13 protein-coding genes are annotated in these 16,132 nt (G+C 32.2%); 12 read left to right on the top strand and 1 reads right to left on the bottom strand.

Translation table 11 applies throughout. The annotated features are described in order from the left end of the window. Positions 1–22: 22 nt before the first annotated feature. The 12 genes from HYG85_RS10305 (at position 23) to HYG85_RS10250 (ending at position 15,396) form a co-directional block, all read left to right on the top strand. On the top strand, positions 23–727 hold the full coding sequence (locus HYG85_RS10305; protein ID WP_113672888.1) for a histidine phosphatase family protein: 705 nt from the start codon (positions 23–25) through the stop codon (positions 725–727). Between the two features lie 204 nt (positions 728–931). Next, complete coding sequence (locus HYG85_RS10300; RefSeq protein ID WP_113672887.1) at positions 932–1,936, top strand: LacI family DNA-binding transcriptional regulator; 1,005 nt, start codon at positions 932–934, stop codon at positions 1,934–1,936. Between the two features lie 216 nt (positions 1,937–2,152). After that, complete coding sequence (locus HYG85_RS10295) at positions 2,153–2,857, top strand: histidine phosphatase family protein (RefSeq protein WP_212693392.1); 705 nt, start codon at positions 2,153–2,155, stop codon at positions 2,855–2,857. A 75-nt stretch (positions 2,858–2,932) separates the two neighbouring features. Beyond that, positions 2,933–6,130 carry an alpha-mannosidase gene (locus tag HYG85_RS10290; protein ID WP_212693391.1) on the top strand — a complete coding sequence of 1,066 codons (3,198 nt, stop codon included), beginning with the start codon at positions 2,933–2,935 and terminating at the stop codon, positions 6,128–6,130. Between the two features lie 391 nt (positions 6,131–6,521). Next, on the top strand, positions 6,522–7,400 hold the full coding sequence (locus HYG85_RS10285; RefSeq protein WP_212693390.1) for a carbohydrate ABC transporter permease: 879 nt from the start codon (positions 6,522–6,524) through the stop codon (positions 7,398–7,400). 41 nt (positions 7,401–7,441) lie between these two features. Further along, positions 7,442–8,296 carry a carbohydrate ABC transporter permease gene (locus HYG85_RS10280; protein ID WP_212693389.1) on the top strand — a complete coding sequence of 285 codons (855 nt, stop codon included), beginning with the start codon at positions 7,442–7,444 and terminating at the stop codon, positions 8,294–8,296. Positions 8,297–8,354: 58 nt separating this feature from the next. Continuing rightward, the gene (locus HYG85_RS10275; protein ID WP_212693388.1) at positions 8,355–9,752 is read left to right on the top strand and encodes an extracellular solute-binding protein; all 1,398 of its coding nucleotides are present in this window, start codon (positions 8,355–8,357) and stop codon (positions 9,750–9,752) included. A gap of 123 nt (positions 9,753–9,875) precedes the next feature. Continuing rightward, positions 9,876–10,940 carry an endonuclease/exonuclease/phosphatase family protein gene (locus HYG85_RS10270; protein WP_212693387.1) on the top strand — a complete coding sequence of 355 codons (1,065 nt, stop codon included), beginning with the start codon at positions 9,876–9,878 and terminating at the stop codon, positions 10,938–10,940. Between the two features lie 101 nt (positions 10,941–11,041). Beyond that, complete coding sequence (locus HYG85_RS10265; RefSeq protein WP_212693386.1) at positions 11,042–12,403, top strand: extracellular solute-binding protein; 1,362 nt, start codon at positions 11,042–11,044, stop codon at positions 12,401–12,403. Between the two features lie 139 nt (positions 12,404–12,542). Next, positions 12,543–13,397: a helix-turn-helix domain-containing protein gene (locus HYG85_RS10260; RefSeq protein ID WP_212693385.1), complete on the top strand. Its 855-nt coding sequence runs from the start codon at positions 12,543–12,545 to the stop codon at positions 13,395–13,397. A gap of 139 nt (positions 13,398–13,536) precedes the next feature. After that, on the top strand, positions 13,537–14,487 hold the full coding sequence (locus HYG85_RS10255; RefSeq protein WP_212693384.1) for a sugar phosphate isomerase/epimerase family protein: 951 nt from the start codon (positions 13,537–13,539) through the stop codon (positions 14,485–14,487). A gap of 42 nt (positions 14,488–14,529) precedes the next feature. Beyond that, positions 14,530–15,396 carry an MBL fold metallo-hydrolase gene (locus HYG85_RS10250; protein WP_212693383.1) on the top strand — a complete coding sequence of 289 codons (867 nt, stop codon included), beginning with the start codon at positions 14,530–14,532 and terminating at the stop codon, positions 15,394–15,396. Between the two features lie 68 nt (positions 15,397–15,464). Here the strand turns inward: HYG85_RS10250 and HYG85_RS10245 are convergent, their stop codons facing one another. Continuing rightward, a complete protein-coding gene (locus HYG85_RS10245) occupies positions 15,465–16,019 on the bottom strand; it encodes a uracil-DNA glycosylase (RefSeq protein ID WP_212693382.1) in 555 nt (184 codons plus the stop codon). Positions 16,020–16,132 lie beyond the last annotated feature (113 nt).

The raw sequence follows: 16,132 nt of genomic DNA, 5'->3' as shown, positions 1-16,132 counted from the left end.
ATTAATACGGGAAGGTGAAAAGATGAGATTATATATTATTCGTCATGCAGAACCAGATTACAAGAATCATACCATTACGGAATATGGTCATGAACAAGCAAAAGCTTTAGCTAGAAAGCTTGACAAAGAAGGTATCACTAAGATATATTGCTCACCATTAGGTAGAGCCATTGATACAATGAAGTATACTGCTGATTTAATGAAGATTAAACCAGAAATACTTGAATGGACCCAGGAAATACCAAGAATGCCAATAACTAATGACAATATAGAAGATTGTCCAGCTTGGAATTTACCTGGAGAAGTAATTTTTGAAGAATCATCTTACTTGACCCTGGAAGATTGGCATAATCTACCGATAATAAAAGATGTAAAAGCTAGAGAAAAATTTACTGAAATACAAGAAGAGTCAGATATGTTTCTAAAGCAATTAGGATATGAGAGAGTTGGGAACAAATATCGTATATTGAACTCTAATACAGAGAAAGTAGCTGTTTTCTGTCATGGAGGGTTTGGACGAACATGGATTGCCCATTTACTTAATATTCCATTACCTATGTTCTGGGCAAGCTTTTTTATTAAAACATCTTCTGTGACAACTATCCTATTCGAGGAAAGATCAGAGGAATGGGCTGTACCTAGATGTATAGGATTTGGAGATACATCTCATTTATATGAAGCTGGAATTGAATGTTCATTTACTGGATTAGCAGGAAACTTTTACTAAATATAAAGAATAAATTTTGATTAAATTATATATATTGGACTTAAACGTATATACACCCATTTTTATAAGTTCAATATATATATAAGTATGTCAAAAAAAGATTTTATTTTGACCTAAACAAGGTACTATATTGAACAACAGTTCAATTTATGATAAAATTTCATAATATAGTGAAAAAAATATTAGGGGATAGGAGGAGAATAAATGGCTGTAAAGATAAAAGATGTAGCAAAAAAAGCAGGTGTTTCAGTTACAACAGTATCTAGAGTTCTAAATGATGGAAAATATGTCAGTGATGAATTAAAAGAAAAAGTTAAAAAAGCCATAGAAGAACTGAACTATTCGCCTAGTTTTATAGCTAGAAGTTTAGTATTGAAAAAGACCAATTTATTAGCTGTCATAGTTCCTAATATTACGGCTAGTGTCAATTCAATTATTTTGAGCAAAATAGAAGAGACAGCAAGTAAGAATAATTATAATATCATAGTTTGTAATATGGCTGAAAATCTAGATAAACAATATAAATATCTAAATATTTTCAAAGAGATGAGAGTAGACGGTATCATAATAACCAATGAAAAGATAGATGATAAAACTAGAGACTTTTTAGAAAGCATCAATATACCTATTGTTTTTGCAAGTGCTAAACCTAGTAATCAAAAGCATATAGCTATAGTTGTAAATAATTATCAAGCGGCTTATGATGCTGCTGAATATCTAACCAGTCTAGGTCACAAGAGGATAGCTTTCATTGGGGGAGATAGACGAGATATCACTTCTGGACAAGAGAGATACAATGGTTATAGAAATGCATTAAAAAACAATAAAATACCATTAGTTGAAGAATATGTTGAATTTGGTAATTACAGTTTACAAGATGGGTATTCTATAATGAATAAAATCCTAAAATGCAAAAAACTTCCAACAGCAGTTTTTGCTGCCAGTGATGATATGGCTGTGGGAGCAATCAATTGTATTAAGGATAATGGATTGAAGGTACCAGATGATATATCGGTAATAGGTTTTGATGGCACAGCTGTGGTTGATATTGTACGTCCAAGATTAACTTCTATGGAGCAACCAATAAAAGAAATGGGTACAATGGCTGTTGAGATGCTTATTCAAAAGATAAATAAACAACAGACATTGGTTAATGAAGTAATTGTTAATCATGAATTAGTTGTTAGAGATAGTTGTAAAAAAGTATAATTCTATAATGAATATTGATGTTTTGTAAAATATTAATAATTCACTTTTCTGTTCTAAACTTACGATGAAGTTATTGACAATATGGAAGCGATTCCATATAATATAAGTAAATAAAGAATTTTTAAAATTAATTAGTTAAATATTATGCGTATTGGAAACGATACCATAATATTTGCTTTTAGAAGTGAAAAATTAAATATGTGAAAGGAGAATATTATGAGATTATATATTATTCGTCATGCAGAACCAGATTATGAGAACGATACAATAACTGAGGAAGGGCATAGACAAGCAAAAGCATTAGCTAAAAAGCTTCAAAAGGAAGGTATTACTCAGATTTATTGTTCACCATTAGGTAGGGCTGTTGCAACTATGGAATATACTTCTGAGCTGCTAGGTATCAAGCCTGTAATACTTGATTGGACTAGGGAATTATCTAAAATGCAAGTTGAAGATGAGAGAATAGGCAGATTGCCGGCTTGGAACTTACCAGGAGAAATAATTTTTGATGATATATCTTATTTGACTCATAAGAATTGGCATGAATTACCTATAATAAAAGAAGTCAATATCAAAAATAAGTACGATGAGATAAAGGAAGAATCCGATAAGTTCTTAAAAGAATTAGGATATGAAAGACAAGATACAAAATATCGTCTATTGAATCCAAATGAAGAAAAGATAGCTATTTTTTGTCATGGAGCTTTTGGAAGAACGTGGATTTCTCAGTTATTGAATATACCTCTTACTATTTTTTGGGCTAGTTTTTGGATTTCACCAACTTCCGTAACAACTATCTTGTTTGAGGAAAGATCAAAAGAATGGGCAGTTCCTAGATGTATTGGGTTTGGAGATACATCACATCTATACGAAGCAGGTATCGAGAATTCATCAAGTGGGTTGACAGCAAATTTTTATTAAATAGTTGACATAGGGATGTACTTGATAAAGTTATGAGGTACATCCTTATGGGAATTCGACTGGGAGGAATAATACATGGATATAACTTTGGAAAGATTAAAGAAAATAACCCAAGAACTAAAGAAATACATATATTCAAAAAGAATCAATATAGACAAATATCTAATGAAAAAAGGAAATTACAAAAACATCGAACAGGTAGAAAAAGCAGAAACCAAGTGGCAGGAATTCAATCGGGGAGATTTTTGGGGAGGGATAGATTCCCATTTCTGGTTCAGGACAAAAGTTGAGATTCCAGAGGATTTTGCAGGAAAAAAAGTTGGACTATGTTTCTATACCGGCGAGCCAAAACCATTATCCGTTGATAATGATGGCTGGGATGTCTATAACCCACAGTTCATCCTATATGTGGATAAAATGCTTATACAAGGGCTGGATATTAACCATAGAGAAGTAAGTATTACAGATAAGGCTCATGCAGGACAGGAATATCAAATAGACCTTCATGCCTATAGCAGTGGCAAAGAAAAAATAACCAGTGAGCTTTTTGGAGAATTGGTTGTCATAGACGAATCCGTAAGAAAGCTGTACTACAATATTCAAGTACCCATATGGGTTACAGAAAACCTTCAACAAGATGACAAAAGACGTATTGATATACTAACAGTTCTAAATCAAACAATCAATTTAATTGACTTAAGAAAACCTTTATCAGATTTATTTTTCAAATCAATCAATCAAGCAAACCAATTCATTGAACAAGAATTATATAATAAAATGTGCGGTCACGAAGATGTAATAGCTACTTGTGTAGGGCATACACATATAGATGTGGCTTGGCTTTGGACATTAAAACAGACAAGGGAAAAAGTTACACGTAGTTTTTCGACGGTACTGAAACTTATGGAAGAATATCCTGAATATACATTCATGTCAAGTCAACCTCAGCTCTATAAATACATTAAAGAAGATCACCCAGAGATATATGAAAAAATTAGAAAAAGGATAGAAGAAGGCAGATGGGAACCTGAAGGTTCAATGTGGTTAGAGGCAGATTGCAATATCTCATCAGGAGAATCCCTAATAAGACAGATCATGTTTGGCAAAAGATTTTTCAAGAAAGAATTTGATGTTGAAAATGAAATTCTTTGGCTACCAGATGTATTTGGATATAGCGCAGCTCTTCCACAAATTCTAAAAAGATCAGAAATACAGTATTTTACCACTACTAAAATAAATTGGAATCAATTCAATAAATTACCTAATGATACCTTCATGTGGAGAGGGATCGATGGTAGTGAGATAATGACATATTTTATATCTACCCGTAATCCTTACTATGACCCTGAAACATATTACACAACCTATAATGGATTTATTCATCCTGGTGCAATCATGGGTGGATGGGATAGATATCAGCAAAAGAACATCAATAATGACATACTTGTTGCATTCGGTTTTGGTGATGGCGGCGGCGGAGCTACAATAGAAATGCTAGAAACTGGTCGTAGAATGAATAAAGGTATTCCTGGTTGTCCAAAGGTGGAGATAGGAAAAGCAGGTGATTATTTCAAAGGATTGGATGAAAAATTCCATGAAGGGGAACTGCTGCCTAAATGGGTAGGGGAATTATATCTGGAATACCACCGTGGAACATATACTTCTATGGCTAAGAATAAATGGTATAACCGTAAAAGTGAGCTTCTTTATCAGGATATAGAATTTTTATACTCTTTATCCATGAACTTTGGTAATAAATATCCTCAGCAAAAAATCAATGAAAATTGGGAAACAATCCTGCTGAACCAATTTCATGATATATTACCTGGTACTTCTATAAGAGAAGTATACGAAGATTCCCATAGACAGTATGAAACAGTATTGCAAGAAGGTAATATATTAGCTGAAGAAGGTCTGAAAAAAATTTCAGAAAATATTAAATTAGAAAACACATCAATTGTTGTATATAATACTTTGTCTTATGATAGATCGGACATAGCTGTTTTTGATATACCAGAAGGGTATGAAAATCCATGCATAGAAGATGAAATGGGCAATATTATACCATGTCAGATTATTGAAGATATAGATAAACCAAAAGCTGTATTTTTTTCAGAAAAAATACCATCTAAAGGATATAAAGCATTTAATATCAGGAATGACCATGAAAAAAATACTCATATTGATCAGTTGATTGTAAAAGCTTCAAAGCTAAGTAATAAATACTTTTCAATTGCAATTGATGGCAAAGGTACAATTACATCTATTTATGATAAGGTCAATAATCGTGAGATACTGAGACAAGGTAAAAGAGGAAATCAATTACAAGTATTTGAAGATAAACCTATGAAATATGATAACTGGGATATAGACATCTATTATAAAGAGAAAATGTGGGAGATTGATGAAGTTACAAAGGTGGAAATTGTAGAAGAGGGACCTGTTAGGGGTGGGTTGAAAATCCATAAAAAATTCCTGGATTCTACCATAATTCAGACAATATATATTTACAGCAATATTCCTAGAATTGATTTTGATACATATATTGACTGGAAAGAAAACCAGCTTCTCCTAAAAGCCGCATTTCCTGTAGATATACAAGGGGATAAAGCTACTTATGATATACAATTCGGAAATGTAGAGAGAGTAACTCATAATAATACTTCATGGGATGCTGCACAATTTGAGGTATGTGCACATAAATGGGCTGATCTATCAGAAGATGCCTATGGAATCAGTTTGTTAAACGATTGCAAATATGGTTATGATATAAAAGACAGCGATATGCGTTTGACACTATTGAAATCAGGGATAGAACCACAGGAAGCAGATCAAGGAGAACACAGATTTGTGTATTCCTTATATCCTCATGTAGGGAACTGGAAATACGGAAATACAGTTCAAATGGCATATAATCTAAATACACCATTATATACAAGGCTAGAACAAGCACATGAAGGGTTTCTTCCAAGGGAATTATCAATGATACAAGTAGATCAGGAAAATGTTATTATTGAAACCATAAAGAAAGCTGAAGACAGTGATTATATCATTATTAGACTGTATGAGTGCTATAACAGACGATGTGAAGTTACCATCAAGTTCTTTAGTGAATTGAATGAGGTAATTGAGTGTAATATGATGGAAAAAGAATTGGAAAATATTCCAATCAATAATATGAGTTTTCATTTCCAGATTAAACCATATGAAATACGAACTTTCAAGCTAAAGCTGAAAAAGAATGGAAACCAATATATGAAAAAAACACAATAAGCATAGAAAAAGAACAAGTTTTTTATAAAAACATAATAAATATATCCCTTAAAAATGCTTCTTATACGTAGTAATTTGCATACAAGAAAATATTTATCCGTATAACTATTGACAATCTGAAATCGGTATCATATAATATTATCATAAATAGTATACATATAACCCAATATCTAAGTTAGTGGCAATGTAAAAATTCATAGTTTAATATGTTAATGTAAAACTTATTTGTTGATAATGTACTAATTATTTTATGGCCTGTATTCAAACAGGTAATATTGAATATATTATATGGTATCGATATCATGTAATATTTAAATGTATTTCTACAAAAAATTATCATAAGAGGTACTTAGGTAATTTATCTAAAGCACAAAAAAGGAGTATGGTTAAAATGAAGAAGAAAAACAAAAACACACAGTTGGTATGGTATTTATTTCTACTCCCTAGTTTTCTGGGCTTAGCTTTATTTATGGCTTATCCAGTTATGGAATCATTCCGATTAAGTTTTTTCAGGTCAAATGGAACCATTGAAAAATGGGCAGGTATTGATAACTATATATATGTATTCAAGAACGCAGGGTTTTGGCAAGCGGTACGAAATACGTTTTATATCGGTTTTTTTCAATTACTTATTTCTATACCACTTGGATTTATTATTGCTTCAATAATCAATCAAATGAAATGGTTCAAGAATTTCTTTAAGGTAATATTTTTTATACCTTATGTTACATCCATTGTAGCAGCAGCTATGGTTTTTCTTTATGTTCTACATCCAGACATGGGACTTCTAAATACTTTATTAAGTAGTTTGGGTCTTCCTACTTCTACATGGCTGGCAGATTCAACAACAGCAAGATGGGGAGTAATTATTTTATCTGTTTGGCATCAACTAGGTTTTATTATAATAATTAGCTTAGCGAATCTACAGGCTATACCAAATGATATTTATGAAAGTTCATCTATTGATGGAGCTAATAGATTTAAACAATGGTGGTTCATCACTATACCAAATATGACAGGAACATTTGCCTTTTTTGTTGTAATGGGTTGGATTGGCGCATTGAAGCGTTTTTCAGAAACATATATCTTGGGAGGATTACAAGGAAGTCCAGGAAGATCTCTGTATACAATAGTTGGATTCATATATGAAAGAGGTTTTGGAGGAAATGAATTTGGAGTAGCATCAGCAGCAGCATATATACTATTTGCTATTATCCTTATATTCACCATATTTAATCTTAAGATATCCAAGATGAATAAAGCTAATTAATATAATGTACAAACTAAAAAATATCTAAGAAGGTGTAGAAGATGAAAAAAAATGGTTCAAATAAATCAAAAAAGTTAACAATAGAGATTATAAAAGTTGTTGTCTTATTTTGCTTTGGTCTTATTATGATGGGACCTTTCATATGGATGGTTAGTGTTAGTTTCGAGAGGATGGCAAATATTCAGCCGCCGTTCCCACCTAGATTATTTCCAAAAGAATTTTCATTTTTCAATTATGAGATCATATTGGAAAATGGGAGTCTGCTCAAAGCTTATTTCAATTCATTTGTAGTAGCGTTAGGTTCTGTTGCATTAAATATTTTTTCAGCATTGTTAGCAGGATATGCATTCTCTAAAGGTGTTTTCAAAGGTAAGAAACTACTATTTGTAGTTATTCTAGCTACTATGATGATTCCAGGGGAAATAACATTGATTCCAATGTATATGATGTTCAATAAAGTAGGACTGTTGAATACATTCTATCCAATTATCTTTCCAAGTCTATTATTTGGATTTGGAATAATATTGACTAAACAGTATTTTGATAAATTACCAAATAGTTTAAGAGAAGCAGCTCAGATTGACGGAGCGAGTGAAGTAAGAATATTTACAAAAATATTTTTACCATTGACAGGGCCAATATCAGCAACATTGATAATTCTATCATTTATGAGAAGTTGGAACAGCTTCATTTGGCCAATGATTGTACTTAGTGATCAAAAATTACAAACAGTTCCAATCTACTTAGCAAGTTTTTCCATGGAAGATGGGACACGTTATGCTGGATTAACAATGGGATTAGCTACTGCTAGTATTCTTCCAGTTATAATAGTATTCCTATTCTTGCAAAAATATATTATCCAGAGTGTTGCTCTAAGCGGACTCAAGGGAGAATAGTAGAGATGAAGGAAAACATCTCGTGACTAAATACCAACACAAATAAGGAGGAAGAATTATGAAAAAAATTATGGCTTTAATTCTTATTGTAGTATTGACTATGTCAACATTTTTAGTTGGATGTGGATCAAAAGATAATGATAAAACTGATAATGGTACAACAACTGACAATAGTACAGATAATGATACTGGCAAAGATGTAGCAGATGAAAAAGAATGGTCAGGAACTATTAAAGTTCAGATGATCGGTTCATTCAAGATGGAAGATTCAACTGATCCAGTTTCAGGTGTTAAAACAAAAGGTGTACATCTTTTGAAAGAAGAATTTGAAAGAACTCATCCAGGTGCAAAAGTAGAATATGTATTAATGGGATGGGATAGTTATCAACAAAAAACACAAGCCATGTTAATGTCTGGTGAAGCTGATGTATATCAAGTACCAGGTATAGCAAGTTTTGCAGCTCAAGGTTTGTTAGAACCACTAGCACCTTATATTGAAAATGAAAATTATGACCTAGAGAAATATATCAACGGACAAATTAATGGATGGAAGGCAATGGGTCCTGAAGATTCAGATTTAGAGATATATGGTGTACCTGTATTGGGAGATACAAGAGTTATCGTGTATGACAAGAAAATATTTGATGATTGGGGAGTTGAATACCTTTCAGAAGAGCCTACTATAGATGAAATCATGGAAAAAGCGGCTAAGATGACAGGTAAAAATCCTGTAACAGGTGAAGAAAACTATGGTCTATATTTTAGAGGTAAATATGCTTCTGACCTTGCATTGAATATTGGTGAATCTCTTGGTGGAACATGGGGAACTGGTTTCAGATACAAGGATCTTCAAGTCAACTTTAACTCTGAAGAAATGAAAAAAGGAGTACAATATTTGAAAGATGCTGTAGCATATGCTCCAAGTGGAATTTTATCAGAGCAAGGAAACGAGTTGTTCCTTACTGAAAATAATAATATTGGAATGACATTAAGAATAGGTCCTGGATTCTTAAAACCTATTTATTCAAATGGATTAGATGAGAGATACGGTGCTTCTTTACTTTTTGTAAATCCTGAAAAAGGAATGGGTGGAGTATTTGAAGGTAGCCCATGTGCAATTGGAAAGAGCAGTGAAAACAAAGAGTTAGCTTGGGAGTACCTAAAATTCACTGGAAGTGAGTTCTACCAACAATATCTATGGGATGAGTACATGGCAGCTCCAGTGTTAAAATCAGCTACTGAGTGGGAACATATAAAAGCAGTACCACAGATGGAAGTAGTATTAAAAGCAATGGGTAGATTATGGGGACCACGTTATCCTTACCGTTCTGCACAACCAAAATCAATATTAGCATCTAATGTTGAATTAGCGTTATTAGGGCAAGCAACAATTGAAGAAGCTCTAGACAATGCTCAAAAAGAAACAGAAGAATGGATTAAAGAGCAGCAAAAATAACATAGAACAATAACTTATTAATAAAAACATAATATAATCTGTAAAAAGGGGCTGTATCCATTATACAAATATTTATCACCATAGATGTATTACGGGACAGCCCCTTAATTATTGGAGGACATAATGAATAAAATTGAAGTTCAAAAAATACAATTAGCAATTGATAAAGCAAATGATACTTCCGGTGTTGAAGCCCTAGAGATCATTCCGGAGTTGAATGACATTGAAGGCACTAATAGATTTGATTCCATAGAGAAAAAGGATTACTTGAAATTAGTTTTATTCAATGCTGAAAGAGGAAAGTACCTTGAGGAAATAGATGCGTACATGAAGTATCATCCAGCATTAATAGATGCTGATATCATTTTCTTCAATGAATTGGATAAAGGGATGATTAGAACAGGAAACAAAGATACTGCCTTGGAACTTGCTGGCAGACTATCAATGAACTATATCTATGGAGTGGAATTTCTGGAACTGACTAAAGGTGGCTCTAGAGAAAGAAAAGTACCAGGTGAAAACAATGAAGCTTTTCATGGAAACGCTATTATGTCACGTTATGAATTAAAGGATTCTTTTCTTATAAGACTTCCTTTGGAATATGATTGGTTTCATGATAATCAAAAACGTCTTGGGGGAAGAATGGCATTATTAACTAAAGTCAGAGTCGGGAACAATGAAGTAGGACTTGTTTGTACTCATTTAGAAAATATGACTTCATCAACAGGCAGGAAGAATCAAATGGATTATATCTTAAAACAAGCAGATAAGCATTATCCTGATATACCAGTTATCATAGCAGGAGATATGAATACAAATACTTTCAACAGTAACGACAAGAAGGATGTAGAGAAAGCATATCTTGATTTCGAGAAAGAGAAGGATAGAATATATTCACCTCAACTATATGAAGAGATTTTTCAAGCTGTTGAAGAACATGGGTTTGATTATACTAACGCTAATGTTAAAGGCAAGCTTACACGTAGAAAACATAAGATAGGTAAAGATGATCTTCTGCTTAATCTGGATTGGTTCTTTGTCAAAGATATGCATTGTCATCAAACAAATGTTGTAAATACTATTTTTTGTAATAAAGAATTATCTGGATTTCAAATGGAACAGAGTGAAGGTATTGAAATATCAGATCATAATGCCATTGTACTAAAAGCTTATTTCAAAAAAAATTAATAGTGTTAAGGGGATGGTTAATTTGATTTAAGTATACTAAAGGTATTGACAAGGAGATGGACAAAAATGAATTTTTAAGAGGTAAATAGGAGGAGAATTTCATGAAAAAAATAATAACATTAATTTTATCAGCAATATTGTTAATGACTACGTTTCTAACTGGATGTGGCTCAAAAGATAATAATGATGAACAAGTCAATAAAGATGGGGTTGAAGATAAACAATGGTCAGGAACTGTAAAAGTCCAGATGATAGGTGAATTCAAAATGAAAGATTCAACAGATCCCGTTTCAGGAACAAAAACTAAAGGGGTTCATGTATTGAAAGAAGAGTTCGAAAGAACACATCCTGGTGCTACAGTTGAATTTGTCTTGATGGGATGGGACAGTTATCAACAAAAAACTCAAGCTATGTTAATGTCTGGGGAAGCAGATGTATATCAAGTACCAGGAATCTCCAATTTTGCTTCTCAAGATTTATTAGAACCTTTGGCTTCATACATAGAAAAGGATAAATATGATCTGGATGCATATATTGATGGTCAAATTGATGGATGGAAAGCCATGAGTTCCAGTGATGAAAATTTAGAAATATATGGTTTGCCTGTTTTGGGGGATACAAGAGTAATAGTATATGATAAAAAATTATTTGACGATTGGGGAGTTGAATATCTATCTGAATCACCAAGTATTGATGAGATACTTGAAAAAGCAAAAAAAATGACAGGTAAAAATCCCGTTACAGGAGAACAAAATTTCGGGATTATCTTTAGAGGAAAGTATGCTTCCGATGTTGCAATGAATATTAGTGAATCACTTGGGGGTACATGGGGAAGTGGTTTCTTATGGAAAGATATGAAAATCAATTTCAATTCAAAAGAGATGATACAAGCATTAAATTATACAAAAGAAGCACTTAACTATGCACCAAGAGGTATTTTGTCATCTCAAGGAAGTGAATTATTCCTAAAAGAGAATAATAATATAGCTATGAATATAAGAACTGCTCCTGGTTTTATGAAAGCCATCTATTCAACTGGATTGGGAGACCGTTATGATGCTGCTTTACTTTTTGTGAATCCAGATAAAGGTATGGGTCAGGCGTTTTCGGGAAGTCCATGTTCTATTGGAAAAGCCAGTGAAAATAAAGAACTTGCTTGGGAGTATTTGAAATTTACTGGAAGTGAATACTACCAAAAATATCTATGGGATGAATATATGGCTCTTCCTGTCCTAAAATCAGCTAGAGAATGGGAGAGTATCAAAGCTGTTCCACAGATGGATGTCATGTTAAGGTCTATGAGTTTGTTATGGACACCTCGTTATCCATATCGTTCTGGTCAACCACGTTATATCCTGGCTACCAACGTTGAAAAAGCATTATTAGGAGAAATGAGTCCAGAAGAAGCTTTGAACAATGCTCAAAAAGAAGCAGAGGATTGGTTGAAGGAACAGTGTAAATAATATAGAATTAATATTTAAGGGACAAGTTTATACAAAAATGAGCGTCCCTTAATATTTTTTTATGTTTGATGAATACTTGAAGAGTCATTTTCTAATAGTATATAATGAGATTAAATGCATATTGGATGGAGGTTATATTGTGAAGATAAATGATAATGAGCAATCTGCTACTCATAATACTGTATATGAATTGGACGATAGACATGTTAAGTTATATACCATACCGGATTTTGTAGCAATAGGTTGTGTGAAATCTGATCAAAAGTGGAGTTTTTATGAGCATATGCACCATTCCCATGAATACATATATGTAAAAAAGGGAAGTATAAAATATTGGTGTGACGGGGAAGAATTTGTTGCACATGAAGGGGATTTCTATTTTATACAACCAGAGCAAAAGCATAAAGAGATAAGTTATAGTGAACCTATTGAGTTCATATATCTAAAGTTCAGATATAATAATAAGATAAAATTAGATGATTCAGGATTACAATTAATAAGAAATGTAGATAAAGATGTAATTGAACTCATAGAAAAGATTCTTCTAGAATTAGAGAATCAGCAATCTGGTGCTAAGCAAATAGTAGAAGCCATCATTTTAGAGCTTGTTTGGAGAGTAAGAAGAATACTGAATATTGTAGAGGATAAAAATCCTAATAGATTTGGTTACAAGAATACACTTGTAAAAAAGGCAGTGGAATATATTAAGCTAAATAAATTTCAAAAGTTGACAGTAAAACAGATAGCTGATAATTGCAATGTCTCATCTGACTATTTATCTCATATTTTCAAAGATATCACAGAACTAACACTTTTGCAGTTTATTGAGAGTATTAAAATGAATGAAGCCATGACTATGATAACAAGTAGTGATCTTAATATAAATCAGATAGCTTATAAATTAGGTTATAATGATTCTTTGTACTTTTCAAAGAAATTCAAAAAAATATTTGGTGTCTCACCATCAAAATATAGAAAGCAGAATAGACCATAATTAAAACAGAAAAGACCATGTTTGGAAAATGAAAAACATTTATAATATTAATATAAAACATAAAAATGACACTACATCAATTGTAAAAGATAGTGCTTCTATATAAAAATTACAGAAAAGAATCTAATGGAGGGAAATTATGAAATATAATTTTTCTTGTTCAACTTCTTGGAATGGGCATAAAGCTCAAGAAAAAAATATTACAGGATATGATATACTGCATGAAATTAAAGATTTGGGTTTTGACCAAGTTGAATTAAATTATAATGTAACAGAACAAACACTTAGAGAGATGTATCCATTATTGGAAACTGGAGAAATGAAAGTGTCTAGTTTACATAATGTGTTTCCCAAAGCATCTGAAGAATATGGTCCATCATCCATATTGTTAGGTTTTGAAGACCAGTATAAGAGGAAACAGGCTATAGATTATACCATAAGAACAATTGAATATGCCAAAGCGTTAGGTGCAAAAGGAGTGGTTATCCACTCAAGTAAGATAATTGTATGCCCAGAGGATGATGAGTATTATAACAAAGAGTTAAGAAGAGTATTTTTAAAATATGGTATGGATTCTAAGGAATATAAGGATACATGTAATGTAGCTATGGCTATTAGGCAGAAAAAAAGTAAAAGACAGACTGAATTGATTATTGAGAGTTTAGAAGAAATTTGTGATTACATGTTTAAAAAGAATATACATGTTAAGTTAGGTTTGGAAAATAGGGCAATGTATCATGAGATGCCTGACGAAGAAGAGTATAGAATGATTTTTGATAGATTGACAGATGAACCAGTTTATGTATGGTATGACATTGGACATGGTGAAATGCTTAATCAATTAGGAGTTTTTGATGGGTTTAAAGTGCTTCGTAAGTATAGGAATAAATTGTTGGGAGTACATATACATGATGTTGATGACAGATTCTTGGATCATCTAGCACCTTATTCAGTTAGTAATAAGCTTGATAATTACCTGGATATAATAGACTTGGCTCCTATAAAAGTATTGGAATTAAGCAAAAACAATACTTCTGATATGATAAAAACTGGTGTAGAGCAATTAAAAAACAAATTAGATGAGTTATAGATTAACTAATATATAATTACTACGACATAGGAGGTAGCTAAAATGAAATTTTTAGGAACATCAGCAGCTGATTCAATCCCTAATCTGCACTGTCAATGTGCTCATTGTATGGAAGCAAGGAAAAGAAAAGGAAAAGATATCAGGATGAGAGCTTCTTTTCTTCTTGATGAAAATAATCTAATAGATATAGGACAAGATATTAATGCCCAATCCCAGAAATTCGAACTGGAATTATATAAATTGAAGAATATTTTTATAACACATAGTCATGAGGATCATTTCAGCTTGAACGAGTTATTGAATATTTCACATGCACATAAAAATGGAGGAGCCAAAGGGCGTGAGAAATTGAATGTATACTTGAGTAAACCAGCTTATGGTTATATGGAAAAATTATATGCAGCCATGAGGACAAGTCCATTTAATGAGTCTACAGAGTCACAGTATGTTAATTTTATTCCTCTAGATTATTTTGAGAATTATGAAGTAGGTGATATGAAAATCTATACTCTTAAAGGTAATCATGATGCATATGGTGAAGGAGAAAAGAGTATAAATTATATTTTTACATTTAAAAATGGTGTTAAGGTATTATATGCATCTGATACAGGATATTATCCAGATGAAACATTTGAACATCTAGAAGGTAAAATGGATTATGTAATAATGGAATGTTGTACAACTGATAGTAAGAATAAAGGTAAAAGAGCGGGTTCTCATTTAGATATCAAAGGGTATTTAGAGATGCTTGATGAGTTTAAGAAAAGGAATTTTATAGATGAGAATACTAAGATATATGCTACTCATATGAGCCATTCACATGATCTGATGCACCAAGAGCTTCAGGATACATTTGACAAGACTGATTATAAGGTTGTAGTTGCATATGATGGGTTAGATATTTGTTAGTATTGATGTGATAGTATTATATTATAGGGACTGTTTTAATGGACAGTCCCTTTTTGATGAGTTTTATGTTAACTAATTTCAACATATTTTTCTTTGATTTTCTTGAAATCTTCCCAGGCATCTTTCTTTTTTGATGGGTCACGTAATAGGGCAGAAGGATGGTAGGTTGCTATTAAGTTATATCCTTTTCGTTCAACCCAATTTCCGTGTTCTCGTGTAATCCTAAAGTTTTTGTCTATGATACATTGGGCGGATACTCGTCCAAGGCATACTATTATTTTCGGCTGAATCAGTTTAACTTGATATCTTAAATATGGTAAGCAGGCGTTTTTCTCGTTTTCAAGGGGATTTCTATTTCTAGGTGGTCTGCATTTTACAATATTAGCTATGTATATTTCTTCTCTAGTTATATCTACCGCTTTTAGGATTTTATCGAATAGCTGACCTGATTTTCCTACAAAGGGGGTACCGGTTAAATCCTCTTGTTCACCGGGACCTTCACCAATGAACATTAGGTTTGTATTGATATCTCCTTTGCCGAATACCATGTGATGTCTGGTTTTATATAGATTGCATCTTGTGCAATTATTACATATTTTTTCAAGTTCATTCCAATCTAACATTCTATTTTCGCCTCACAATGTTCTTGATGAGATTATTATATCAGATATTTATGAGGTTGGAAATAGATTGGGGGTATCATTAAGGTATTTTTGGAAAGATTATTGCATGTATG

The sequence above is a fragment of the Vallitalea guaymasensis genome, from assembly GCF_018141425.1.
GTDB lineage: Bacteria > Bacillota > Clostridia > Lachnospirales > Vallitaleaceae > Vallitalea > Vallitalea guaymasensis.
The sequence above is the reverse complement of the archived record's forward strand: the minus strand, read 5'-3'. Positions and strand labels throughout refer to the sequence as shown.

Bases quoted from the DNA above. Each gene is read 5' to 3' on its own strand.
- HYG85_RS10245 (WP_212693382.1), bottom strand. From the start codon at position 16,019: ATGTTAGATTGGAATGAACTTGAAAAAATATGTAATAATTGCACAAGA.
- HYG85_RS10255 (WP_212693384.1), top strand. From the start codon at position 13,537: ATGAAATATAATTTTTCTTGTTCAACTTCTTGGAATGGGCATAAAGCT.
- HYG85_RS10290 (WP_212693391.1), top strand. From the start codon at position 2,933: ATGGATATAACTTTGGAAAGATTAAAGAAAATAACCCAAGAACTAAAG.
- HYG85_RS10250 (WP_212693383.1), top strand. From the start codon at position 14,530: ATGAAATTTTTAGGAACATCAGCAGCTGATTCAATCCCTAATCTGCAC.
- HYG85_RS10285 (WP_212693390.1), top strand. From the start codon at position 6,522: ATGAAGAAGAAAAACAAAAACACACAGTTGGTATGGTATTTATTTCTA.
- HYG85_RS10265 (WP_212693386.1), top strand. From the start codon at position 11,042: ATGAAAAAAATAATAACATTAATTTTATCAGCAATATTGTTAATGACT.
- HYG85_RS10270 (WP_212693387.1), top strand. From the start codon at position 9,876: ATGAATAAAATTGAAGTTCAAAAAATACAATTAGCAATTGATAAAGCA.
- HYG85_RS10280 (WP_212693389.1), top strand. From the start codon at position 7,442: ATGAAAAAAAATGGTTCAAATAAATCAAAAAAGTTAACAATAGAGATT.
- HYG85_RS10295 (WP_212693392.1), top strand. From the start codon at position 2,153: ATGAGATTATATATTATTCGTCATGCAGAACCAGATTATGAGAACGAT.
- HYG85_RS10305 (WP_113672888.1), top strand. From the start codon at position 23: ATGAGATTATATATTATTCGTCATGCAGAACCAGATTACAAGAATCAT.
- HYG85_RS10300 (WP_113672887.1), top strand. From the start codon at position 932: ATGGCTGTAAAGATAAAAGATGTAGCAAAAAAAGCAGGTGTTTCAGTT.
- HYG85_RS10275 (WP_212693388.1), top strand. From the start codon at position 8,355: ATGAAAAAAATTATGGCTTTAATTCTTATTGTAGTATTGACTATGTCA.